Annotated in this window: 23 protein-coding genes and 1 tRNA gene; 7 read left to right on the top strand and 17 right to left on the bottom strand. The window is 54.5% G+C overall.

The window, feature by feature from the left end:
- Positions 1 to 10: 10 nt before the first annotated feature.
- The 4 genes from ACP7C5_RS08920 to ACP7C5_RS08905 form a co-directional block, all read right to left on the bottom strand.
- On the bottom strand, positions 11 to 1,153 hold the full coding sequence (locus ACP7C5_RS08920) for a hypothetical protein (RefSeq protein WP_426263973.1): 1,143 nt from the start codon (positions 1,151 to 1,153) through the stop codon (positions 11 to 13).
- Positions 1,120 to 1,800: a recombinase family protein gene (locus ACP7C5_RS08915; RefSeq protein WP_426263972.1), complete on the bottom strand. Its 681-nt coding sequence runs from the start codon at positions 1,798 to 1,800 to the stop codon at positions 1,120 to 1,122. The genes ACP7C5_RS08920 and ACP7C5_RS08915 overlap by 34 nt, the downstream gene beginning before the upstream one ends.
- A gap of 113 nt (positions 1,801 to 1,913) precedes the next feature.
- Positions 1,914 to 3,317: an ATP-dependent nuclease gene (locus ACP7C5_RS08910; RefSeq protein ID WP_426263971.1), complete on the bottom strand. Its 1,404-nt coding sequence runs from the start codon at positions 3,315 to 3,317 to the stop codon at positions 1,914 to 1,916.
- 177 nt (positions 3,318 to 3,494) lie between these two features.
- Complete coding sequence (locus ACP7C5_RS08905; RefSeq protein WP_426263970.1) at positions 3,495 to 3,965, bottom strand: AAA family ATPase; 471 nt, start codon at positions 3,963 to 3,965, stop codon at positions 3,495 to 3,497.
- A gap of 454 nt (positions 3,966 to 4,419) precedes the next feature.
- On the opposite strand from ACP7C5_RS08905, the gene ACP7C5_RS08900 reads away from it, so the two are divergent.
- The gene (locus ACP7C5_RS08900; protein ID WP_426264269.1) at positions 4,420 to 4,818 is read left to right on the top strand and encodes a DUF6771 family protein; all 399 of its coding nucleotides are present in this window, start codon (positions 4,420 to 4,422) and stop codon (positions 4,816 to 4,818) included.
- A 119-nt stretch (positions 4,819 to 4,937) separates the two neighbouring features.
- Here the strand turns inward: ACP7C5_RS08900 and ACP7C5_RS08895 are convergent, their stop codons facing one another.
- Both ACP7C5_RS08895 and ACP7C5_RS08890 read right to left on the bottom strand, forming a co-directional pair.
- Positions 4,938 to 5,198, bottom strand: coding sequence for a hypothetical protein (locus ACP7C5_RS08895; protein WP_426263969.1), 261 nt, complete (start codon positions 5,196 to 5,198; stop codon positions 4,938 to 4,940).
- Positions 5,199 to 5,442: 244 nt separating this feature from the next.
- Positions 5,443 to 7,926 carry a hypothetical protein gene (locus tag ACP7C5_RS08890; protein ID WP_426263968.1) on the bottom strand — a complete coding sequence of 828 codons (2,484 nt, stop codon included), beginning with the start codon at positions 7,924 to 7,926 and terminating at the stop codon, positions 5,443 to 5,445.
- Positions 7,927 to 8,211: 285 nt separating this feature from the next.
- Between ACP7C5_RS08890 and ACP7C5_RS08885 the strand changes: the two genes are divergently transcribed.
- Entirely contained in the window at positions 8,212 to 8,457 is a 246-nt protein-coding gene (locus tag ACP7C5_RS08885) for a hypothetical protein (protein WP_426263967.1), read from the top strand.
- On the opposite strand, the gene ACP7C5_RS08880 is transcribed toward ACP7C5_RS08885, so the two are convergent.
- From ACP7C5_RS08880 to ACP7C5_RS08850, 7 genes are all read right to left on the bottom strand, one after another.
- Positions 8,441 to 8,683, bottom strand: coding sequence for a DUF6771 family protein (locus ACP7C5_RS08880; protein WP_426263966.1), 243 nt, complete (start codon positions 8,681 to 8,683; stop codon positions 8,441 to 8,443). The genes ACP7C5_RS08885 and ACP7C5_RS08880 overlap by 17 nt on opposite strands.
- A 154-nt stretch (positions 8,684 to 8,837) precedes the next feature.
- Complete coding sequence (locus tag ACP7C5_RS08875; RefSeq protein ID WP_426263965.1) at positions 8,838 to 9,335, bottom strand: MucR family transcriptional regulator; 498 nt, start codon at positions 9,333 to 9,335, stop codon at positions 8,838 to 8,840.
- Between the two features lie 122 nt (positions 9,336 to 9,457).
- Positions 9,458 to 9,724, bottom strand: a complete 267-nt coding sequence (locus ACP7C5_RS08870) for a hypothetical protein (RefSeq protein ID WP_426263964.1) — start codon at positions 9,722 to 9,724, stop codon at positions 9,458 to 9,460.
- A 1,198-nt stretch (positions 9,725 to 10,922) separates the two neighbouring features.
- Entirely contained in the window at positions 10,923 to 11,972 is a 1,050-nt protein-coding gene (locus ACP7C5_RS08865; RefSeq protein WP_426263963.1) for a hypothetical protein, read from the bottom strand.
- A gap of 114 nt (positions 11,973 to 12,086) precedes the next feature.
- Positions 12,087 to 12,770 (bottom strand): hypothetical protein, encoded by a 684-nt coding sequence (locus tag ACP7C5_RS08860; protein WP_426263962.1) that lies wholly within the window; start codon positions 12,768 to 12,770, stop codon positions 12,087 to 12,089.
- Between the two features lie 10 nt (positions 12,771 to 12,780).
- Complete coding sequence (locus ACP7C5_RS08855) at positions 12,781 to 13,047, bottom strand: hypothetical protein (RefSeq protein ID WP_189677916.1); 267 nt, start codon at positions 13,045 to 13,047, stop codon at positions 12,781 to 12,783.
- A gap of 676 nt (positions 13,048 to 13,723) precedes the next feature.
- The gene (locus ACP7C5_RS08850) at positions 13,724 to 14,188 is read right to left on the bottom strand and encodes a hypothetical protein (RefSeq protein ID WP_426263961.1); all 465 of its coding nucleotides are present in this window, start codon (positions 14,186 to 14,188) and stop codon (positions 13,724 to 13,726) included.
- A 149-nt stretch (positions 14,189 to 14,337) separates the two neighbouring features.
- On the opposite strand from ACP7C5_RS08850, the gene ACP7C5_RS08845 reads away from it, so the two are divergent.
- The 3 genes from ACP7C5_RS08845 to ACP7C5_RS08835 all read left to right on the top strand — a co-directional run bounded on the left by ACP7C5_RS08845 (position 14,338) and on the right by ACP7C5_RS08835 (position 15,962).
- Positions 14,338 to 14,655 (top strand): hypothetical protein, encoded by a 318-nt coding sequence (locus tag ACP7C5_RS08845; protein ID WP_426263960.1) that lies wholly within the window; start codon positions 14,338 to 14,340, stop codon positions 14,653 to 14,655.
- 181 nt (positions 14,656 to 14,836) lie between these two features.
- Positions 14,837 to 15,367: a hypothetical protein gene (locus tag ACP7C5_RS08840; RefSeq protein WP_426263959.1), complete on the top strand. Its 531-nt coding sequence runs from the start codon at positions 14,837 to 14,839 to the stop codon at positions 15,365 to 15,367.
- Positions 15,368 to 15,476: 109 nt separating this feature from the next.
- Entirely contained in the window at positions 15,477 to 15,962 is a 486-nt protein-coding gene (locus tag ACP7C5_RS08835) for a HEAT repeat domain-containing protein (protein WP_426263958.1), read from the top strand.
- 77 nt (positions 15,963 to 16,039) lie between these two features.
- On the opposite strand, the gene ACP7C5_RS08830 is transcribed toward ACP7C5_RS08835, so the two are convergent.
- Positions 16,040 to 16,519, bottom strand: coding sequence for a hypothetical protein (locus ACP7C5_RS08830; RefSeq protein ID WP_426263957.1), 480 nt, complete (start codon positions 16,517 to 16,519; stop codon positions 16,040 to 16,042).
- A gap of 806 nt (positions 16,520 to 17,325) precedes the next feature.
- On the bottom strand, positions 17,326 to 17,742 hold the full coding sequence (locus ACP7C5_RS08825; protein WP_426264268.1) for a rolling circle replication-associated protein: 417 nt from the start codon (positions 17,740 to 17,742) through the stop codon (positions 17,326 to 17,328).
- A 278-nt stretch (positions 17,743 to 18,020) separates the two neighbouring features.
- Here ACP7C5_RS08825 and ACP7C5_RS08820 point away from each other — a divergent pair, with 278 nt between their 5' ends.
- Complete coding sequence (locus tag ACP7C5_RS08820; protein ID WP_426263956.1) at positions 18,021 to 18,317, top strand: hypothetical protein; 297 nt, start codon at positions 18,021 to 18,023, stop codon at positions 18,315 to 18,317.
- Here the strand turns inward: ACP7C5_RS08820 and ACP7C5_RS08815 are convergent.
- Positions 18,314 to 21,007 carry a DNA polymerase gene (locus tag ACP7C5_RS08815; RefSeq protein WP_426263955.1) on the bottom strand — a complete coding sequence of 898 codons (2,694 nt, stop codon included), beginning with the start codon at positions 21,005 to 21,007 and terminating at the stop codon, positions 18,314 to 18,316. The genes ACP7C5_RS08820 and ACP7C5_RS08815 overlap by 4 nt on opposite strands.
- 131 nt (positions 21,008 to 21,138) lie before the next feature.
- Positions 21,139 to 21,214 (bottom strand) — tRNA-Thr (locus tag ACP7C5_RS08810).
- 196 nt (positions 21,215 to 21,410) lie between these two features.
- On the opposite strand from ACP7C5_RS08810, the gene ACP7C5_RS08805 reads away from it, so the two are divergent.
- Positions 21,411 to 22,709 (top strand): PAS domain-containing protein, encoded by a 1,299-nt coding sequence (locus ACP7C5_RS08805; protein WP_354289117.1) that lies wholly within the window; start codon positions 21,411 to 21,413, stop codon positions 22,707 to 22,709.
- Positions 22,710 to 22,786: the final 77 nt, after the last annotated feature.

Raw genomic sequence — 22,786 nt, 5'->3', positions numbered from 1 at the left:
TTGGACGCAGTTATCGCATACTCTGCAGGACATCGACGTTCATCTCGGCGGTCAGATGCTTGGCGTAAAAACGGTCGATCATCTCGACGCTGGTACGGGCGTTCCGGGCAAGAGTCAGCAGGCACATATCCTTCCCCTTGATCAGACGGAACATGATGGCCGAGTGACGCAGGGAATAGAGCGTTCGGGTTTCCCCCGACGTTGACTCATAAAGACCCGCAGACCGCAGGACAGTGCGGAGCTGACGACCGAGGTTCCGGATGACGAACGTTCGATTTTTGTATTTTGGCATAAAAACGAAATCGTCAGGATTTCCGAACCCTGCGGCCTTTCCGGCCTTGAGCAGCGTTGCATAAATCGGCACGGCATTGGGCATCGAGACAACCGGCGTGTTCACGGTCTTGCTGAAATCCGTCGTAATGCGGAGATAGTGAGTTTCCTTCGTTCGAACGATTTCGATATGTCGATGGCGGAGCTGCTTCGCATCGGACGGGCGCAGGAATGTGTTCACCGAGAACGTGCAGAACCGTCGTAGCTCGTCGGTAATCTGATATCCGTAGACCTTCGTGCCGGCATCCTCGTGCTTTTTGCATTCCTTCAACAGCGCTTGATATTCCTTAGGGGAAAACCACCCCCTCACCTTCTGCTTCAGGCTGACCTTCGGCATCAGTGGTACGTGATCGATAGCCCCCGCTCGGGCGGCTGCCTGCATCGTCTTGCTGACCAGGACGAATATCATCTTGATTGTCGCAGGCGACAGCTCCTTGTCACGCAGTTCCTCGACGAATTCATCCAGGACGACGGTTTTGATTCGACGAACATCGAGGGCGCCGAGCGGCTCGTCGCAATGGCACCGGAGGATGCGAAGCTGATCAATCGCTAGCCGAGGGTTTTTCTCTCCGCGAGCAACTCGGCGTTCGTCGGCAGCGATCACTTCGTGAGCGAACCGACGGAACGAGTTGTCGCCTCGTGCGGCCTTTGCGGCGGGCGTTAGCCTGTCCGAGATGGCCTGTGCATCGATGCGAGCCTTCCCGATGTCGTCAGTTTTGAGCGAACGAGTGACTTGCCGTCCTTCGTGACGATAGCGGGCATAATAAAAGGGTGAACCGACCGTTTGGGTCAGCGTAACATTTCCGATCCTTTCTGTAAGCATGAGTGAGTTTCTCCGTGTGGTAAGCGCCGGACGACATTCTTGACCGTCTCGGCATAAAATCGGCCTCCCTTGGTCGTGGGGATACCGAGCGTGTTGAGGTGGCGAGCAATCGCCGAATATGAATGTCCCTCGTCCACCAGCGGCTGGACAACGGACGCAAGCGAATGCGCATGGTCGATAGCTTGCTGGCGATGCTTGATCGCGAGGGCCGATGCGTTGGCACCGAGGCGGACGCCGCGTTTCTTGGCTTCGGCAAGAGCAAGGCGAGTGCGCTCGGAGATCATCCGGCGCTCTTCCTGCGCCAGAGCGGCGAAAATATGCAGCTGGAAATCCGAGGCGTGCGGCATGTCGGCAACAACCAGCCCGACACCCTGCTCCATAATACCGGCGATGAAGCTGACCTTGCGGGAAAACCGATCGAGCTTTGCGATCAGCACTTTCGCCCCGAGACGTTTGGCGGCAGCAATCGCCTGCCACAACACATCCCGTGTGTCCGACTTCCCGGACTGTACCTCTATATAGTCCCCTAGAACCTGATCATTGTCACCGATGAATCCATCGACCAGCGACTTTTGTGCAGCAAGGCCTAACCCGGATCGTCCCTGTGCGGCGGTCGACACTCGATAATAGGCAACATACCGTGTCATTCGCTGGCTCCGTCAAAGGCAAACCTTGGTTTGCTTTGGACGGGGTCGGTCAGATTAGCTGCCAGGGCAACTCGACGCCGCCAAATTGATATCGAATGCAGTGAATTCGGATATCACACCCGCAAAAGGGTTTTAAGCTGCGTTTCAATCAACTGCCAATGCTCACCAGACTTATCTGATGCCATAGAGGTTAAAACCTTCCTCTTTAAATTGAGCGGTGATGTTTTTATTCCAAATTCTATCTGAATCTCACGATAAAGTCGTTTACCGTCACACAGATTTTTCCATTCAGTATCCCAAAGTGCGGAGCGGGCAGACATTTCGGCTTGGCAACGCTTTACAAAATCACGCGTCCACATAGAACGATCAGTAACGGAAAGCTCAGTTTTGACAGACTCAATTTTGTCGAAGCTGCTGGACGCAGCCTCCTCAAAGGGCAGATTAGCGACGGACGAGTCGGGCGCATGGATGGACGAGGGGCGTAAATCTTCAAACACGTCCCGCACTATCTGTTCATTTAGATGGGCCATCGCCAGCGGTTTTATGATCGATAAAAGCGCGCCCTGGTTCGATACAGGCCTCGATGTAACCGAAGGATCTTTTAAAATGTCAGTCAAAGCATCTAAATCGATCAAATAATTTTCGAAGCAATATTTCGTCCACTGCAACACACCAACGTGATCAGTGCTAGACCACGAAGTTTGCTTGCAATCTTTGTCAAAAATAAAGAATAGGTTGGTTGTTAAGTTCCCTTCTTTTTCAGCGTCTAATAGTAATCTAATTTGCTTTTCTATCTCGTTACGCCCACCTAAATCCTTGACCCGATATTGCCTCAGCAGCCCCGGAAAACCGGCTTCTAACAGCTCCACATCGTGAGGCCCCTCGACAAAAACCGTACCCTTATAAAGCAGCGCCTCGCTTTCTGAGGTACCGACTTTCCTTAAAGCTTCCGCTATTTCCTCATGGTCAGATCTACGAACTTTTGTAATCATGGAATCGGATATAAGGTGGAATAAAGTACATTCATCACGCTCGAAAGCCCCGGCTAATATCTCTGGAGAATGCGAGCATATAATCATCTGAATATTCGACGGATTAACATAGGTATCGACCATAAATGATAACATGTTTTTGCAAACAGCCGGATTTAGATGAAGCTCAGGCTCATCCAGCAAAACAATTGAATTATCAGATAATGTTCTAGATATCATCAGAAAGGTCAATACGAGACCTTTTTCCCCACTACTAAGGTTATCTATATCGAATATTCTACCTGTTACCTGATCTTGAATACGAACACTCATTAGCCCGTATTCATTTATGCCAATTCCCGCCAGCTTTCTGCCCTTCAGTACTCCACTGAAAATCTCCTCGAACGTCCATTCTATAAGACGCCTTCCGTCATCTCCGGATATGATTGTTGAAAATATGGTATTCTTAAGTCTACTATATTTTAAGTGCGGTTGTGAGTTATGAGATTCAATTTGCTGCGAAGAATCTTGCTGACCGATTTGCATACCAACCTCACCTCGCGGCAGAGCGCGGTCGGCGGGAAAATAGCTAAACTTGGTTCGATCGAACGGCTGCGATTGGTCAAGAAATCCGATAAAACTTGCTCCGATCGGATCAGGAGAAGATATCCCGCCGGAGGAGAAATTGATCTCCAGGTCAAGTCGGCAAATTAGATTCGCCTGCTACACTCTCTTTATGCCGGAAGCCACCTCATCTACCGCAACAGCTAAGCTAGCTTGACCAGCCTCAGATGATAAGAATGCGACAAACTCAGCAATATTATTATTTCCGAAACGTGACCGAATCAAGTTGGTTGCCATGACCTCGGAGCCAGCTTTGATTATATCAAATTCATCGACTGTTATTTTGTAGCCACATTTGATTTCGAGCATTTTTTCTTTATCTTGGGCAAGATTCTCAACGATCAACTGAGTAGGATTGTGAGGTGAGACGCCTCCCAATGATATCAACGTTTGCTGAGCTTCGCTCGCCACTCTCTGCGACAAAAGAGATTTCGCTAGGCGAATCGCCCCTAAGATTGTGGTTTTTCCAATCGCGTTCGGACCGACAATAACGTTTATGCCGCTGGAAAACTCGAGGGAGATGTCTGTCAAAGCCCTAAAGTTTTTGATCGTTAGCGTCTTAAGATACATCTAAGCTTCCTATTTGAAACCACTTGGTGAAGACGCTGACGGAGCAAGCTGAAAGACCGACCGCTATTATGTTACGTCTTCGTCATAACTGAAGGTACATGACGCCAACGTAGTCGGCTTACCAATCACTCAAGGTGCTGCAGAATATGCTTGTTTTGGCGAGTTCGATGGTGCGCGCAAATCCGACAGCAAAGGCGTACGCCCCCGGCCCCTGCTAGCTTCTTAAGTTAATTGAAACGATCATAGTCGTATCACCTCGATCAATTGACCTTTTTTGGGAAAGCGCTGCCTCGCTTCAGTCGTCAACGAAAAAGGCGTCGAGTGTCGGACCAGCTTTCGGCTCTACATAGGGCTCGACCACGACTGGCGAGCCTGCCGCCGTTTGCGCCTGCAACTCCCCTTCGGTCCCCCACTTTGCGAATTTGTGGCAAAACGAGCATTCAACCCGATAGCGATGCTGGCTTACCGGCCCCTGTACTCTCCAGGTGGAACCTTGCCCGCATTTACAAAGCATTTTCATATTGATGAGCCTCCGCTCCGAGAGACGCCCTGTTTATCAGGATGCCAAAGACCTGCTAGCCGCAAAACGCTCCTTGCGATATTGTTCTTTAAATGTTCCGCGGCGGAGACGACGCACGCCCCTAACGTAATCGCCGAAGCGATCCTATCTGCCAGCGGCTTCGCTCGTGTCGGGATAACGATGCCGCAGAGATACATGCGGTGGCGCGCCGCGTTAGATCTGGCTTCGACGATTGCGCACAGGCTTGATCACCCACAGACAGGGCCGACGAGATCCAGATCGCGTTGCCGCTTTGAAATGAATGAAGATATCGGGATCGATGATTTCGCTTAAGTCGCCGACTGCCCAACGACGGCCCAAGCCAGATCGCGTCCTCACTGTGCAAATGGCGGTCTCATCTCACTGTGGGACCGGCATTCGCGAAAGTGATCGCAATCGACCAGATAGGAAATTTACCCCACCGCGGCAAATCGGCGCAGCAGCGGCAGAAGATTGCGGTATGTGCCGACAAACTCATCGTCCCCACGGTGCCCTGACGCCCGAGCAGCGAAAAATAGCTCGTTCCGGACGAACGCCAGTGTCGACCTGTCCCCTGATTGCGCCGCATCAGCCGAAGCGTCGAACGACCCGAAATACCGGTACCCGTTGAACGTCATCGCAAAAGCAAAAATTGCTGATGCATCATTCTCGTTCGGAAGATCGGACAGTTTCATTCGCAGGCTCCGCCAAAGGGAACTCCACGATCAGCGCAACCTCTGCAATGGGCAACAAGCGAGATAATAATCGAAGAGCAGCCTCGCCGGTCGACAATGATCTAAGCTGGCGGAGAGCGGCCCGTCTGCTTGCAGACGCGGAAAGCCATTCGCGGCCGATCATTAAAATGCAATATGGCGGCTTTGCGACCTACATCGGGTCTTACCAGCCAGTTCCGGCTATCCCCCAAATGACCACGATAATCTAGATTTCCCTTTGTACGCGTGCGCGTTTAACTGCCAGTGCACGCGATCGCTTGTAGCGCACCGCTGCCACCTCCTCCGAACTCATTCCCAAAACCGCCTGCTGGGTAGCATCCGCCAAGGTGGTGAGATCAAGAATATAGCGATTGGCTTTCAAGTAGGCTGCGCGTGCGCCACCCGCCTTTTCCCAAACATGTGACAACGGTCCGTCGCCAAAGAGGTCAATCCCGGTAAGCACAATCAGTGGACTGGGTTGAACTTGCATCCATCCCCATTTCGCTACGGCCCGCAGCCCCTTAAGCTCCGCTGGCGATAGCTCGTCCTTAAGGCACGCCGCTACCAAATATGAGCCGGGTAGCAAGGTCGCCAGTTCGCGCAGGCGTGCCATATCCTTGAGTTTGAACGATTCACTCGCGAAGCTTTTGCATTCGCCGACGATGGTAATGGGATCGCGGGCTGCCCTTTCAATCCGGTCCTTTCCATACCAGCCGAAAAAGTCGGTCTCGCTTTTGCCCCCGGCATGGGTCAACTCGAGCCCTGTTGCGTAGGTGAACGCGTTCATGCCTCGCAGCTCGTGTTCAATGAACCGCAGGGTCAGTGCCACCGCGTACCCGCCCCTAGCGTAGCCAGGCGTCGCAAACGGACCGACGACCCGGTATTTGAATAGTTTCCGATCCGGATTGCCCTGTGGAAAGGGAAAGAGTTTGATGCAGCGAGAGCATGAAAGCTGCGTTCCAACATCGTCCAGGCTGTACCAGTTTTCCTGTGTGCAGTGCGGGCAGCGGGGCGCCAGCCCGAGCTGGAGCAGGCCATCTTCTACAAGACGCTCGAGTGTTTTCCACTGTCCGTACATTTTCTTGTGGACGGTTCCGAGCACCTTGGCCCAATCCTGCAACGTGGCGGTCTTATCGGAGTACTCATCAGCAGAGCCATCATTCCACTCCGTGCGGCTACGCGCCATGCTGTTGAGCAGCTCAATTATTGTCTTTTCGCCAAATACGAGCGACCCATTCAGTCCGCCGACCGAAGCGATGACCTGCTCGGCGACACGTCCGGCATCAGACGGGACCGCGGCGATGTCGCGTGCCTTCAGCCAAGATTGGATTGCCTGCTTGGGAGTGGCAAGATGGAGGTAGGAATCATCGTGAGCATACCGATGGAAGGTGACATAGCCTTCTCGAGAAACGAACTGATCTCCACCTCCGCGCACAGGATAGCTGTCCCGGCAATCGAATGTGGCAGCTGGCAAAGCGTCGGCAATCGGCTTGTCCGAATGATATTGCCGAACCTTAACAACGTTAACGAAACTCGCGCCGTCGCCTCTCGCATTCGCCTCGAAATCCGGTGCCTGCACTGGGAACTGCAACGTGATCGAATCTTTGCCCCTAGGTGTCAGCTGTACTTGGCGCGATTTAGCTGACATCGTGCTGGCGCCTGGACGCAATATCCGCTCATCCGCCCCAGGCTCCCGCCAGATAGCCTCATACCATCCCTGAACGGTAACGCTATGTTCAGGTAGCCCCGCCGCGGCTAAATCGAGGCGCTTAAGCACCGCTTCCATGTTTAGGGACCGTGCAATATGAATGGCTGTGTGTATCATTACTCCGTTCGGATTAGTCGGCAGCAGGCGATGATTATCCCGGATGTCGCCCAGGATGAAATCGCGGGACTGCTCAAGCCAATGCACGTTCACCGGGATCACATCGCGCGTGAACAGACGGAAATTCCAAAAATCGATTAGATCGGTGCCACTGGCAGGATCAAAGATAAAAATTGATGGATCAGAGCGGTCTGAGTGACGAATTTTGGCACCGCGCATCGTGTAAAATAACGGATAGCCCGCGAGCCCCTTGGCAAGCTCCAGCCACGTATCAAGCGACGGCGGCTTTAATTTCGCGACGAATACTTGCCGGTAATTTTCCTCGATATAAGAAAGCCGCTTTTCGGCCGGAAAATAACCGAACGCCGCTTCAAAAAACGCGGTGTCGTTTGCCGAGCCCTTCGAGAAGTGAAGGATTTGCGGATCAACCCGCTTCTGAAACTGGAACTCGTCGATGAAGAGCTGGCTGTAGATGTGCGATATGTTGGTTCCGACATTGAGGTCTGCCGCCATCCCATGATCCTCACGAATGAGATCATCGAAATTGTAGAAGCGCTGGCGGGCCGACCAGCTCGGCTCCTCACTGACACCAATCGCATCGAGCTGTCCCGATTTGGTCTGAACCAGCAAATCCGGCTCGAAGAACCGGATGTAACCCCTGCTAAACTGCGTGGGCTGCCCAGAAATTTGATTGCCCGACCACGAAGTTGGAAGCCGTTTCATGACCGGGATGATCGGGCACATAATACCGCCCCACATCGTCGTCGCTATGCGCATCACGCGCCTGATCGACCCAATATCGCGGGGGTCGACAAGAAAGCCGAGCCGGATCGGGCGAAGGGTAATATCGGCAGTAACAGGTTCAAGGCTGTCTTTCGTCATCATCGTGCGTCGGCTTGGCACATCCGATATCGTCCTCATGATCGCGTTACGTTCGAGCATCGGTTAAGTCTGCAAATGATCCAATGGCAGCTATCCCAAAGTAAGTGAACCAACTACCAGTTTCGGGGAGCTTTCTAAGCCTTGCGAACGTCGGCTCTTGGTCGATCTAGGACTGACCGCCTTCCGCCCTATGGCTGCCTTTCTCGCTTAACCGCGGAGCCGTCTTACAAGCGCAATCCAAGCTTCTTCCGACTTCGGCCATCGCTGGCTGGAAGGTCCGTATGGTGTATGGAACGTGACGCTGCATCGCTCGGGCCGGGCGAAGCACCTGCTGCATCTGAGATGGCCTCTGACCATTCCAAGGTTGCAGTCCCAGCGGTGGACGATGAACCAGCGGTAGAGCGGTTCTCCGGCAATGATGGATTCATTGTCGCATCTGAAATGGCATCGGGCATGGATGTTGGCCTTTCGAGAGACGACATCACCAAGCGAGTGAAACCTGATATTGGCTCCCACCTCACAGCGAAAGGTTGAGTTGGTCAGGATCCGCCTGCGCGCGTTCGCCTGAAATCTTGTCGAACATCGACTGCGCGATGAATTCTGCCGCACTTAATCGCATTCGCTCATCAGGTGCTGACAGGCCGACACGAACCCAGCCGGGAAGCGTCAGAACGGTTGCAGCAAGGTCGTCGGGCGTGACGACCGGTTCGGGTTGATGATCGAAGCGGGCCATACGAATATTAGAACAAATGCGAAACATGTGCGCAAGCCGATTCGCGGCAGGCCGACGGACGGGAGGTTCGAACGCGCTCGTTTGCGACCTGTCCGCTTCCGGACGATAGATTATGATCATACAAGTCGAGCGACGGATCGATCGGCGGCGAACATGCCCAGCACGCCCGCCGCCTGTCGCTTCAAGAAGGATCGACCACCTTTGCAGGCCGACCACGCTTCCGCCCCGGTGCGGAGCCCTCGACCTTAGCAGGCGCTTTCTCACCCGGCTTCCGACCGAGACCGATCTTCTTCGCCATGTCTCGGCGCATTGCCGAGTAGGACGGCGCAGTCATGGGGTAATCGGGCTTCAATCCGTAGCGGGCACGATATTCCGCAGGCGTCAGACCGTTGGTCGAGAGATGTCGCGTCAGCGTCTTGTAAGGCTTGCCGTCGATCATCGAGATAATGACATCGGGATTTGCCAGCGATTTTCGCGCAGTGACCGCGCCAGTAAATTCAGGAGCAGCCTCCTCAGCAGGCGCTTCGACCGATGCTTTTGAGAGACCGATCACTGCGTCGTGCATCGATTTCAAAAATGCCGGAACATCCTCCGCCGACGTGCGCGTATTCGGGTTTGATAGCCAAGCCATCGTTAATTCCGTAGCAAGTTCAACGGTGTTCGTAGTTTCGTCAGTCAATTTGGTTTTCCTTCCGGGATGACATGTAGCAAGAATTTCCCTAAATCACTCCGTGCATAATAGGTACGAGGCGTTCGCTATTTTGATGCGCCAAACCATACCAGAAGACAAAGAGCGGGTGTTTAACGGCGAGATGGTATGACCGTTGCGCTGTCCAGGAAAACAATCATGCCGTCCGCCGCCACGGTCTCAAGGAATGCTGCATCGGCTCCATCGTCGGTTTCGAACTGTTCGTCCCAGACCATTGATGTGCCCTTGTCGTTCACAACCTCAAGGGACCAGCCAGGGCTATCCTCAAGCCTATAAATCTCAACTCGTACGGTCACGCCATCGCGACTCACTTCCCGCGACAAACTGGACGTGATCAGGTTTGGTTCGCGCTCGGCCACGTTGCTCTCCTCCACATAAGATTAGCGCAGTATGATGGCTCGACCAACGTCGGCATGAAGGCATGAAGCTCAAACGAGCGCACGGCGTATTTTGGTGGATTGCGGAATGGCGGCTTTTGGTTTGCGGGAGGACGGAAACGACTTTGAACATCAAGCATTCCAGTTACCGACCGCGAGTGCGATGCCGAAGCAAGCAAGCGCTACGTAAAGCCCTGCAATAACCCAGAATCGCGTAGGGGCCGTCTCTCGGCCTGCATCATCTACGCTTCGAAAGGCGCTCGGCATGGCGCTTCCTGCGAACCCGGCCGCGAGTGCCATGCCACTAAGCACCGTAAGCACCAATCCGTCGCCAACCGCGATATTCATTTAATCCTCCGACGACGGAACCCTGGTATCTGGTTGTTAGCTGCCGTTCGCGTCTTCGCCCGTTTGCGCGACGGACTCGTTGGCGCTACCCAGTTCGTATGAGCCCATTGTCTCGTTTCTATCTCGCGACGTTTGGGTGTTGGCCTCTCGTGGCACTCACCGTGCTCATAGCCAGCTTCAACGAGTTGGCGGCTACGATACTGTTTTGGGTCGCCCTTCCGCTCCTAATCGGGTCGTTTGGCTACGCGCAATTTCTGACCCGTTGTCCGACATGTCACTGGCGGATTGCTTCCTTTGGAAAACCATTTGTGCGTTCGCTTCCGCCTCGTTTCTGCCCATGCTGCGGAACCGACCTGAAAGCGCCCGTCTGATCATGTCTGAAAGTGGTGGGAAGCTGCCATCAACCGACGGCACGATTCGACCACTTAACCTTCGGGAACCTTCCTAGCACCATTACGGAGCGAGCCGATCAGGTTTACAAAATTGACCAGCGTGAGCAGACCCCATCCAAGGCTGGAATATCGAAGCAGCCAGTCTAGGGAGGTATCGCTAAGATGCCTCATGTTGTGAATCGTTAGGATCGCTCCGAGTACACAGGCCCCCAAATAGATGATGCTTTTCCACCGCATGGTGCCATCGACCTCCCCAACCAAATAGGCTTATGCGCTCCACAAAGAAGGTCTGCAATTGAGCGTTTTCAGACCATCCGTTTCCGTCCCTGAAAGCGGGCGGTCGGCTTCCGGGGACGGTGGTCGCGACCCTAACGTCTGAACGCCGCAACCTGGTGGAAACCGGTCCGGCAGCTTTCGGGGAAAGAAGGAGACCGAAGCTGCTACTCCATCGCGTCGCCGAAGGCGGTGACAGCATCTGCCACTCGCCATTGATGCCATTTGCCGTCGTCGATGAGGTGTAAGGTGTCCCCGCGACCGGCCAACAACGCTGGCGGCTCCCACACCGGAGCCCACTCATTTTGAACGGGAAGCGCCGCACGGAGTGGCATGCGCCAAGTTATTACCATTCCTGCATCTTGCCCATCTCCGGGCTCCTGCAATCGAACTAGCGTTAACCGCGCAGCATCATCACCGTAGCCCCCCGCGACAAGCGCGTGCATGCCGTCAACGGCGATTGCCTTCGGCCCAGTAAGCTCGCTTCGCCACCACCGCGCCGGTTGGCCGGGAACGAAGCGGACGATAGGGAAGTCGGTATATGGCGATGCCCATACACCCGAGCCAACCACAGTGAGCGCGTAGCAGTCGGCGATCAAACCAGCTTCTTCGGGCCATGATGGCATCTCAATCACAGCGCCGTCGGGTGCGAAGCAGGCAACCCCATTGCAGGAAGGCGGCCACTCCATACCCGGCACTGTCCATTCCCCGCCGCCCATGCCTTCATCGAACCAGCCAACCCATATGCGATCTAAACTATCGATCACGACGTGCTCAATCGCGTCGCCCAGCATAAACCGCGCTTGCAGCGCACCGTCTGGTGCCAAGACACGAGCGTTCGGCTCGCTGCGGGTGCGTGACGCGACCACAAGCCAACGGCCATCGGAAAAACGGTCGATAAGCGGATGGGCCGTTTCGAGAGGAAACACGGGGCCATCTTGCCAACCACCTGCTGCCCGGGTCAGGAGGCGGGCGCGCCCTATTTTGTAAAGTTGCTCGATGCGGCTAGGTGGATCGACCGGCGTATCACTAGCTAAAATGAGTTCCCATTCGCTCGCGAAGTCAACATCAGTCGTAACAAGCGCGAGCGTGCCATCGGAGAGAATGGCATGATGGAGGACCTGCCAGCCGGCGGGGATCGGCGAAAGCAGCGAAGTTGTAGATGGCAACATCGCCCAAATATGTTCGCATTGCTGAACTTCCGCAATCGGGATCACTTAGATCGATCCTGAATGGCGGGGTTTGGTCGAATTTAAACCGACTGCTTTCCCGCCCGATAGCCGCCGGTCAGCTTTTAGGCGGCTCGTATCGATCGACGACGCAGGAACGGCTCAACGTGGTGGTTGTCTGCCGTTGGCCTGAAGCAGGCGCTTCGCGTTCTTAGGCGTCACTCCAAGCAATCGCGCAATCTCGTCAACGGTGATTTCTGGACGCACTTTTCGCAAATCCTCTGCTGACCAGATCAACGATCCCGACATTGCGTCCATGGATACACAGGGCGTGGCGAAAGTGTGACCAATATTTAGAACGCGCTCGTAGGTTATAAATTCATCCGGCCAAGTGTTAGACAATATACCTTCTGCCGCTCCTTTGCTAATCCGTCGTAGGAAGTATTCGTCGAAAATTCTCTCTTCCTGAGCGATCATCCAATGCTGACCACATTCGCTACATTTCGAGAGATGAAGCCACCAAAGACCGCCTCCATGATCCCGGACATTTTCAATGGTTGCAAACACCCGCTCATCGAGTCCATCACCACCCATCGGAATGGCTGCGAGGTCCCGAATGGAAGCGCATTCGCACTTCTCGTGCGCCCTAAGATGTTGAGCAAGCGACTTACGAAGTTTCCATACCACGTCCCTGTCGCGATAATCGGCTGAAGCAAGGCTCCAATGCAGGTCTTCTCCGAGCGGAGCTTCGAGCTCGTCCTGCGCAAGAAACCAATTTTCAAAGGTTGTCTCAGCGATATCTCCCCGAGCGAAAGCCCATAATTTTGAAAGTTGTTCGGCGGTCATCCCCATGATGTTACTCGCCAATGCCAAACGTCCGCAACTGGGGTGTCAGCGCCGCCAACGAGGTTGCGGCATAACGTAGGACGTAGGGCTTCTCTGAAGGCTTTCCGTCGGGAAACTCAGCGCCGAAAAACGCAACGTAGCAGTCGAACATACCGATCTCATCATCGAGCCAGCAATGAACGACCACACCAAACTCGGGAGTTGGTTGATCATCGTCGTTCACAAGGCTGTCGAGACGAACTCGCGTACCCGGCGGAATGAGCCGATCTTCTCCCATCGTTCGCAGCACTCCTTCCCCGACAGCTTAGCGACCAGGCGACAGCTGCGGCAACGTCCAGTTCTGGTCGATTTCTGCTCGTCCGCTTTCAGGCGATGCGCGCGCTGGATCGATGCCGGAACGGCGATAGGTGGTGGTAATCGGTCGCATCGTATTTTAAGTTTGAACGGTTAGAAGCGCGCGGAGGATTAGCTTGTGAACGCTTATTGGCTCGCACTTCCTATGGCTCTAGCATCCTGTTCCGAGGCTCCTGAAACCAATGTTGGATATGAAAAGGCGCGTCTAGCGATCAACACAGCAAACCACTATGCCACTATCCATTATGGCGCTCCGTCTTGTCGTGACCCGAACTCAAATTGGACATATCATCTTAGACGTTCAGGTGATGCTCTGATTGCTGAAATGGGACCAAAGCTTAAGTCGCCTTCTCCGATCCGCATTACCATGCGGATGAGCGACTTAAAGATTACTCAGGCTTCGAACACACAGAGTTAGTGAAGCAATTTAATGGCAGAGCCTGAATGACCGGAGCGACCCGCAAGAAACAGGGAACATTCGGATTCCAGTCGTCTGCTTCGGGCAAAATGTCACAGACCGGGGGTTGACCGCAATTGCGCGATTGTGGTCATTCGTCGCGATCGGCTCCGGAACGTTCGGCATTTGGTGGAAACCGGATCTATCGAATAGGACAACGACGTGCTGGAACGAGGGTGATGTTTCGATAGCTAAGCACGCGCTGCACATCACCGTTGTCAGTGCTAACAGTCGCGGTTCCCTTGAACGTCGCCGGGACACCATTATCGGGTGAACCAATGCCAACACGCTGCACCGGCGCGTACAGAGTAACGAGAACGAAGTTACGAAGCTCTTTGGGGCTGGCGGTATTGAACCACGTCGCGCCCTGGCTTCCTTCTCCCTCAAGGTCGCCGTTCGGCGTTGCACTACTACCGGCTTTGATCCGCCAGCCGCCTGGAATGCTGCACACTGATTTAAATTCGACGCCCCACGTCTTTATGGCAAAAGCCTCAATGCTCTCTGTATCTTTCAGCGGTATCCGCCCGATTGAAAGAAGGTAGGTGCGAGGATGGTCGACCGGAGCCGCGCCCATCGTAACTAGCGCCAAAGGCAGCAGGAGCTTCACCCACATACGCTCGCACAATGATGCAGTGTCTGCAATTGATGACGTGGACGGCTCCCCACCCCTTCAGCGGGATGCCTGCGGATGATTCAGAAGAAGAGCCGCCCACGTCATCAATTGCGGACATTCGGCGCCGGGCGTAGCATCCAACCATGTTCGACGAGCTGATCGCCCAAGAGGTTTGGCACCTTGCACTGCTCGCAGTTGTGGGTGGCGCGGCTATAGGCCTGCTGCCAAGATCCCGCGTCCGTTCCATATTGATTTGGATATGGGCGCTGACCCCGCTGACCGTAGCAGTTGGCGCACTTGGCGTTACAGAGGCTGGTCAACTAGGATCCAGCTTATCGTTCGTCGGCATTTTCGTGCTGGCGTCGCTGTTGCCGTGGGCTGGACTGTCGCTACTGCCCTACCATCTGGTGCGCCGGTTGCGTCAGCGGCAGTTCGGCGTAGGCACTCGGAACGGCAGCTAACCACCACAACGGGCCGCTGCACTCGAAACGCATCAAGGTTGTGCATCACAACAATGGTCGGTTTCGTGCGGTTTTCCATCCGATGCGAAACCTGTGATTTTCGCATCACGAGCGTGGAAATGTGATCCGAAGCGGGCATTGACGAGCAGTTGAACCGCGATACCTTGCAACGATGCGGATGTTGGCACTTCTCACAATGTTCTTTGCTGCCGCAGCGTGCGGTGTCGCAACCCAGCCGGTCAGCAACGAAACTGTTGCTGCCTTCGAGGTCCCGCTCCCCCAGGTCAAGGATCGCGCAGAGTTTCTAGCTATCCTACGTGATACGGCGCGGGCGGAAGGAGCGCACGTTGACGCTGCGAGCGACGACGATTTACGGGACACCGGGGCTGCAATGCCGCAAGCTAAAATGAGTATCCACGCTGCCATATGGCGAGGAACGGACGACAAAGAATCTTGGGCCACCATTATTGATCAGGCTGATCATCTTGGTCAGGTCTGGATCATGTTCGCGCGAGGTGAGAACGAGAAACCAGCCCTTCGTTTTCAAGAAAAGGCGATGCGCGAAATCAAAGCACGATGGCCAGGTACATTGTCACTACCGATCGTCAATCGCTCAACCATCCCCCTACATAGCGATCTTGTGAGGACGCCCGACGGCTATCGCATTAATACATCCGCTGCTTCGAAATACAGTAGTAGGCCGGCGACGTGAGGTCAGGTCGGCTCGTGAGTTAGTTGATGCAAAACTATTGATTTTTGCATCAGGAACGACCGCGTTTGGTGGAAAGCAGACATGAACTAATTTGTGGTAATCACGCTCCATGACCGCAGACTATCACCCCTCGTCCGACTTTTTAATACAGGTGCTTAATGAGGAAGCTCCACTGACGGGAAGCGAGTATGCCGATGCCAACCTCAGCAAAGTGATCGGGTTTATCGCAGATGAGGATGCGGCTAACCGCGATTGGGCTGCGTTCATTTTAGGCAATCTTGATCTCGATACGCCGGAAATAAGATCAGCTTTGATAGCATTCGCTAACGACCAAAGTGAGCGTGTTAGGGCAGAAGCCATCCGGGGACTGGCACAAAGAGACAGGACTCTTGCGCTGCCATACGTCAGAAGCGCGCTTGCCAATCCCTCGGCGACCGTCAACATATTTGAGGCAGCCGCCATCGTTGCCGATCCTACTCTGGTTGCGCCGTTAAAAGCGTTCACCGGAAGCTCTGACGACGAGTGGTTCGACGAACTTGTGAGCGAAGCTATAGCCGCCTGCGAGGCAGCGAGATCCAATCCGCAAAACTTATGAATGTCCGCAAGTGGTCGTTTTCGGCCTGTCCGGCTGCGGCAGCGGCGCGGATCGCCGGGAACGTCTCGAACTAGTAGTTAGCTGCCTTTCGACACAGAACGAGCAAAGTGACCGTTGACGAAGGTCCAACGCACCCGACGTAGCGGGACGGCGACGCTCTCGCCTTCATAGGTTTCGATTGTCGGCCTGCCATAAGCGTCGGACACGAAGTTGGGGGTGCCCCGGCTGGACAGTTCCACGACTTTCCGCACGGTGTCGCCCGCTACAGACCAGACCATCACGCGATAGGCTGAACCTGTAGACCATGTGGAAAACAGCAAGTCGTTTTGATCGCGAGAAAATAGCCCTAAAGGTGTGTCGCTGGTCGTCTCGCGATAATGAACCGGGCTTGCGCATTTTTCCGTGCAATCGATCGCGATTTGGTAGCCGGCGTGAAGTCCGCCTGTCACCTGAACCACGAAAGTAGATGCGTCACCATCAATTCTCAGGGCCGCAACCGGCACGGGAGCGGTCGCATCGAAGGACAATAGCGACAGGGCTAGAAAAAGTGGGTTCATCTAGGGAGGGTATCACCTCTCACAACGTCCACAACTGGTCGACTCCGGACCGGCAGCTTCTCCAACCAGGATCGTCCGAACTTACCGGGCAACGACAATCACAGAGGCACCAGCCCGTCGCAGCCGATCCAGAGACGGTAAAGACCCGAGATTGTCTCCCTCATACACCTCGACCGATCGAAACGACGACCGCTGCAGCGCCGCCATCAACTCCGCTTTCGTTTTCGGAGATACCGACTTCGTCAGCATCTCAACGAACCGGATCAAAATCTGGCGATGAGAACGATTTTAAACGCCGATACACCTCCGAGGACCATTTCCTGGGCGGATCGATCGTCTCAACGACCGATCGACGTTCTACGGCCGTTTTAAGCCGCTCATTCAAAGATCGCTCGGCCAAAACCTTCGAAGCCAGCTCTGGGCCTGCCTCCGATACAAATTTCCTCATCATCTCACTCAGTACCTGAGTTCGTGTTTTCCCACTCAAGAGACAGACACGATCGAAAGATTCCAGCATATCCTTTTTATATCGAAAATTAACGAGTGCATATAAAGACGTATTATTCATTGTTGGCATCCTCTGTTATAGATACTTTATTTATTGTTTAAAATGATTTGAAGCTTGTTGCGGAAGGGTCACTTCGTGACTCGCCTTCGGCGAACTACAATGTGCAGGTTATATTGTTAGATAGCTTAGTTTATTGTTAGATATCTAATATGCTTTAGACATATCTATAGAATCAAGGATCGAACCATCGTTCAAACCTCAATTGGTTTTGATAAAAGCAATATCTTTGAGAGGAGTATTAACTCAGCGGTCTAGGATTGTGGCAATTCGTCCAATCAAACGCATCTGCGTAATCAGACTTGGTGCACGCCTTGCTTATGTAGTCGATCCACCCTTCATCAGGATTGGATCGAACTTGAATTTCCCGATGCCCCCACGGGGTCTTTCCCCACAACTCATTGATCAACGACGGAAACCCCGGCACGAGATCGACATGGGGGCAATCAATGATTGCATGATAGTGAAGCCTGATGCCGCTCCCACCCTCCTGAACCGCTATGATGGGAACACGCATCCCGTGACGGCTTGCCGCATTTCCGTAGACTGCTTTATTCAGCCGATTAGTAAAATGCCTCATGTTTACCGATGCCTCATAGGGCGTCAGAACCAGGTGGATCGGAGATCGTCCCGAGTGAACCACACGCCCCTGCTTCATCGTCAGGGTTACCGCATGCGGTGCGTTCCAGTGGCTAGTCTGGGCAAATTCGCGGAATGCCGATCGGTATTGGAGGGCTTGGGCGTGGTTCATCATTCTCCGACGACGGTAAAGGGGTTAGATAGACCCCATACTTATCGCTGACGAAAATGGTTGATGATGATCGTCCTGAATTTATTTAATACGAGTTACCCCGAACCGCGGAACGTAGGGATCCTCGCGCATTAAGCGGAATAGGTTTGCGCCGACGCGCCTAAGTCAGTGACAAGGACGACCAGTTGAAAATTGATCTCAACAGTAGCTTCACTTCAGACGATGTGGTCGCACTACTGGCCTCGGAGGATGACAGCAAAAACAGGCAAATTCGGGTCACCGGTGCTGGGATTGCTTATATCTCTGATGTTGTCGGCAACAACGACATTGCGGGCTTGGCATTTCGGCTGCCAACATGGAACGCGGGAAATGACTACACCGGAGTGCGAGCGGCAGCCGATACCAATTTTGTTGCAAGGGTTGAGAACGCCCTGCGAAGCAATTGGCCGATACCGGCGAGTACCTATATCGACGTGATCTAGAGCGTCGACGGTTCTCCACCCTGCGGTATGTACGTAGCGATTGCGTCTAACGCAGATATCAAGTCGATTCCCTCGTTGCTTGACACCAGTGTATCAATTTCCAAACTCGGGAAAACTGCGGAGAGCTTGACCAGAGCATTGACCACGGCAGGAGTCTTAGGACAATTTTTGGGCTTAAATCCTGAGCGGGCATTTTCCACATCTTGACGATTACAGATGATACCGGCGCTCGTAAGCAACTGTGCAAATTGCTCAGCAGTTTTACCATCAACCTTTTTTGTGAGGCCAGCTTCAGAATTTCGCCAAGCAGCACATAATGATTGCCGAATGCGCTTTAAGTCAGGATCCGTTTTTTTCAGATACCTTGCTCCGGCTTTGCCAAGGGCGGATTGAGAGAGAACATAGACAGCGAAAGCGTGGAAATCGCCCTTATTTTTCAGACAGCGTCGTGGGTCTATTCCAAACGCTTCCCAATAGCCTCGCATCTCGACGAACTGGTCGATCGTTTCCCAAGCGTCAGTCGTAAAAGCGAGGTGCTGAGGCGCCTCATTATCCCACGCAGCTACCGGCCTGCGCTTCCAGTCGAATTCCATATTTAAGCGTTTGGACGTTTCTTTTTCAACGAGGTCGGCGTCAAAATTGATCATGTCACGGATGCCGGTCTTAGTAGCCATCTCAATCCGGTCAGTAGGACTCCGCTTCAAAAAAAGGTTTGTTATGAATGCGTTTTGCAAACGCGTGCTGTCGAGTTCCTGAGCGGTGTAAATACCCCCTTTCGCAAGTACGATATTGACACCATCCCCCTTGTCGGTCTGCCCTTCGATAAGCGTCGCTTGCCCTCTTGTCCGCCAACCCAGCGGCTGACGGACACGATGCTTCACCTCTAGAATTGTAGCGTCACCCGTCAGCATATCCCGGCTCTGACCATACAGCTTACAGATCGGACCCGCAGATGCATCGCTGATCTGGTCAGCGGTCGCGTTCGTCAGAAAACCATCGGTCGTGCAGCTAAAAACACATACGTTCTCAGGAAGGCCGTTCATTACCTCACCGAGCGCAGCGCGGACGAACGACGTTATGAACGCTGCAAAGAACGGATTGGTGATCTTGCTCGGCGGCAAATCCTTCATTTCCTGATCACGCAGATCGTAGACGCGCTTTGAATGAAGGCCTTGAGCGGTTTTCCCGTAGCTGGAATTGCTCAACTCTTTCCAAAACAGGGCATCTAGAGAGCCCTTCGGGTAAGACAGGCGCTTCGCGACGCACTCCCGGATGAAATCGCGAAAGACAGGTTTACCCGGATCGGTTGGAACGATGACCCCGTGCAAGATCTTCAGTTTCGCACCGAGCGAACGGGCTAACGCAATCTCCGGCGCCGAACAGTTACTGACACCGGTTCTTGGAAAGACGAGGCCGTTCTCAGATCGTACCGGCATCGTCGGAAAGCGGACGGTTTTGGGGAACTCGAACCGCACGTTGGCCATCCCCAAAGTGCCGGGAGTGAAGTCGTCGAGACTGGTGGACTGCCGGATGTTGGACCAATCAGGGAAACCTATGAGCGCCATGGCTGTCGGGTAGGCACCGGCAAGATCGTAATCGGTCCAATCGTCAATGAATGCAGGACCAAACCAAAACTGCTCGCCTCGTCCACCGTGGTAACACTCGGTTGCAAGAGGAAGGTAAAAGGCGACCTGTTCGAGCGGGACGTTAACCTTCTCGATTTTGAAGTAACCCAAACGCTTGCTGTACGTTCTCCTAACGATCTTCTGCTTCCCAACGACCTCAAGCGGATCGATCTTGAGATCGGTCTTCCACTTTTTCATCAGTAGATCGACGCCGATGGCAGTCAAAGTGGCGGGCGCTTTGCGCTTGCCAAGAATCCCGGCGTACATGTCGATAAGGCGTTCAAGATATTTGACGCATATCAAAGCATCATTAATCGCATATTTTTCAAAGACATCTGGTTTGTCACGGAGTAGGATGTCCATGTTTTTCTTGTAAAAAAGTTCTCGCTCCGGGTCGGGATCCACTGATATCTTGGGGACGCCGACGAGCTTACCAAGCTCCCAAAGGCTTTTGGACGTTGCAGGCGTCAGCAGCATCGTATCCCGAAGGATAACAAGGTGCTCAACGGATTGGTCGTTGTCGAACTGCGTGACGATTTTCACCCCTTTGTCGACGGAGGTAAAAGTCGATCTGACAGCAGCGATCTGTGACGTCAGACTCTTAAAGTCCGCAAATGCGGGTACGTCTGCCCGAGTGAAATGACCGACGACATACACTAGGGTCGGCAACGTCTTAACAGCCCCCGTCGATATTCCCTTCCAGAACGCCAATGCCAGAAGGTCAGCTAACGTCATCCGGTCTCCCGGCTCCGGATAGCAAATTGCACTCCACTCTTGGACATCCGGCTGGTCCGGATCATAGACGCTGCAATGAACCTGATACGACAGGACAACGTACTTTGCAGAGCCGGCCTTCATCTCATCGATGGTTACGGGCTTTTCGGGAGTCTTGAATTCAGTATCAAAGCCGACAATTATATAAGGATTGCCTTTGCTGAACTTCGTGTCTCCGTAAAAGTTATCTCTCTCCACCCATATACGACTTTTACTGAATGTGCCGTTAGCCTCCCTCAACCTGAGTTTGGCCGATCGAGATCCAGACATCACGGGTTTATCGGTCGACATGGGCCTCCAGCTGACCTCGGATCGGGTCTCAGCCGGATGGTAATGCTGGTCGGTGTCAAAAGACAGCCACGACGACAAGCACAGAGACGGATTGGGGCCAACTCAAGTTATTGTTTTATAATGATAAAAAATGGTGCCGCTTACAGGACTCGAACCTGTGACCCCCGCATTACGAATGCGATGCTCTACCAACTGAGCTAAAGCGGCGTCGCGCCGTTCGGGTGAACGGGTGCGAGGGCGGGCGCTTAACAGGTGGTTTTCGTGCTGACAAGCCGCTTCGCCGCCTCAGGCGCAATGGCGCGCAAAAAAGCGAGGCTTTACTCCGCGTTTACCACGCGCAGTGCACACGCCGGTTAGGACAGTCGCCCGATCGGTGGGGCGGGCCAAATAGGACGGTTGTGCAATGGACAGTGTTCGCGGATTCGGGGACGGTCGCTTCGACAGCGAAGTCGAGGGCGACGAGATCGACGACACGCCCGTCGACAGCGCGGGAAACGGCGTTGCCGAAACACAGATTGACGTCGGCACCGACGAGCGCCGCATGCACGTTCGCGCCTATAACCATTGGGTGTCGCTGCTTGGCGGTCGCGCCTATCCCTCGATCGAGGATCTCGATCCCGCCAATATCGCCGATTTCGGCCCGCACAGCGTCCTGCTCGATTTCTCGCTCGGGATCGAAAACCCGGCGATCGCCTATCTCGGCCGCGCGCTGCGCGAGGAGTGCAGCCTCGATTCGTCGGTGACGCACATCTCGCAAGTGCCGAGCCGCTCGCTGCTGTCGCGGCTGACCGACCATTATCTGCAGATCATCGCGAATCGCTCGCCGATCGGCTTCGAGGCCGAATTCGTCGGCGTGCGTGGCCACAACACACTGTATCGCGGCATCTTGATGCCCTTCTCGTCGGACGACGAATCGATCGACTTCATCTATGGCGTGATCAACTGGAAGGAGCTGGTCGACGCCGAGACGCAGGCCAAGCTTCACGCCGAAATCGCAGCGGCGGTCAGCAGTGCGCCGATGGCGCCGCCGGCAGCACCGATCTGGGCCGATGGGCCGAGCGCTGGATTCGATTCGGCGGAAGCCGATGACATCGACGATGCGGCCGCCGCGGCTACCAGCGGCAATCTTGCCGATCAGTTGATGCTTGCGCAGCAAACCGCCGCCGCGGTGCGCGCTGCAGACGTCCGTGGCCGCGCGACGCTCTATCGTGCGCTCGGGCGGGCGCATGATTTCGCCGCCGCCGCCGATGCCGATCCGCAGAGCTACCGCGCGTTGCTCGAATCGGCCGGGATCGTCGTCCAGCTCCGCGCGCCGATGACGCCAGTGGTCAAGCTCGTCTTCGGGTCCGATTACGACAAGACGCGGTTGACCGAATATGCCGCGGTGCTGTCCTACGCGCGCCGGATCGACGTTGCGACCGGACAGCTCGGCGATTTCCTCGAAGGCTTCGAGGGTGGCATCAAGGGGATCGTCAAAGCCGAACGCGCCGCACGGACGCCCGTCGCCAAACCGCGCGCGAGCAGCGCGGGCTTGCTCGCCTCGCGCCCGACGCTCGCCAGCGTGGCGATCGAAACCCCGCTCGAGCGCGGCGCCTATGTCGTGCTGCTGGCGCGCGCCAACGATGGCGGAATGCTCGACATCGTCGCGACGCTTGGAGACGACACGGCGCTGACCGAGCGGGCGATGCGCAGCGCGGTCTGACGCGCGCACCGCGCGGCACGACCTCGAAAATTGTGCACCGCCACAAGTCTTGAGGTCGCGCAGCGTCGGGCGCATAG

It is taken from the genome of Sphingomonas sp. PWP1-2 (assembly GCF_049898305.1).
Lineage (GTDB): Bacteria > Pseudomonadota > Alphaproteobacteria > Sphingomonadales > Sphingomonadaceae > Sphingomonas > Sphingomonas glacialis.
Note: the sequence above shows the minus strand (reverse complement) of the source record. Positions and strands in the feature narration are given on the sequence as shown.

What these genes read in the sequence shown, in the direction of transcription:
- ACP7C5_RS08815 (WP_426263955.1), bottom strand. Translation starts at nt 21,007, where the DNA reads ATGTCGACCGATAAACCCGTGATGTCTGGATCTCGATCGGCCAAACTC.
- ACP7C5_RS08920 (WP_426263973.1), bottom strand. Translation starts at nt 1,153, where the DNA reads ATGCTTACAGAAAGGATCGGAAATGTTACGCTGACCCAAACGGTCGGT.
- ACP7C5_RS08805 (WP_354289117.1), top strand. Translation starts at nt 21,411, where the DNA reads ATGGACAGTGTTCGCGGATTCGGGGACGGTCGCTTCGACAGCGAAGTC.
- ACP7C5_RS08900 (WP_426264269.1), top strand. Translation starts at nt 4,420, where the DNA reads ATGCTGGCTTACCGGCCCCTGTACTCTCCAGGTGGAACCTTGCCCGCA.
- ACP7C5_RS08825 (WP_426264268.1), bottom strand. Translation starts at nt 17,742, where the DNA reads ATGAAGCAGGGGCGTGTGGTTCACTCGGGACGATCTCCGATCCACCTG.
- ACP7C5_RS08905 (WP_426263970.1), bottom strand. Translation starts at nt 3,965, where the DNA reads ATGTATCTTAAGACGCTAACGATCAAAAACTTTAGGGCTTTGACAGAC.
- ACP7C5_RS08895 (WP_426263969.1), bottom strand. Translation starts at nt 5,198, where the DNA reads ATGAAACTGTCCGATCTTCCGAACGAGAATGATGCATCAGCAATTTTT.
- ACP7C5_RS08835 (WP_426263958.1), top strand. Translation starts at nt 15,477, where the DNA reads ATGACCGCAGACTATCACCCCTCGTCCGACTTTTTAATACAGGTGCTT.
- ACP7C5_RS08880 (WP_426263966.1), bottom strand. Translation starts at nt 8,683, where the DNA reads ATGTTTCGCATTTGTTCTAATATTCGTATGGCCCGCTTCGATCATCAA.
- ACP7C5_RS08860 (WP_426263962.1), bottom strand. Translation starts at nt 12,770, where the DNA reads ATGACCGCCGAACAACTTTCAAAATTATGGGCTTTCGCTCGGGGAGAT.
- ACP7C5_RS08915 (WP_426263972.1), bottom strand. Translation starts at nt 1,800, where the DNA reads ATGACACGGTATGTTGCCTATTATCGAGTGTCGACCGCCGCACAGGGA.
- ACP7C5_RS08845 (WP_426263960.1), top strand. Translation starts at nt 14,338, where the DNA reads ATGTTCGACGAGCTGATCGCCCAAGAGGTTTGGCACCTTGCACTGCTC.
- ACP7C5_RS08830 (WP_426263957.1), bottom strand. Translation starts at nt 16,519, where the DNA reads ATGAACCCACTTTTTCTAGCCCTGTCGCTATTGTCCTTCGATGCGACC.
- ACP7C5_RS08855 (WP_189677916.1), bottom strand. Translation starts at nt 13,047, where the DNA reads ATGGGAGAAGATCGGCTCATTCCGCCGGGTACGCGAGTTCGTCTCGAC.
- ACP7C5_RS08910 (WP_426263971.1), bottom strand. Translation starts at nt 3,317, where the DNA reads ATGCAAATCGGTCAGCAAGATTCTTCGCAGCAAATTGAATCTCATAAC.
- ACP7C5_RS08890 (WP_426263968.1), bottom strand. Translation starts at nt 7,926, where the DNA reads ATGATGACGAAAGACAGCCTTGAACCTGTTACTGCCGATATTACCCTT.
- ACP7C5_RS08885 (WP_426263967.1), top strand. Translation starts at nt 8,212, where the DNA reads ATGGAACGTGACGCTGCATCGCTCGGGCCGGGCGAAGCACCTGCTGCA.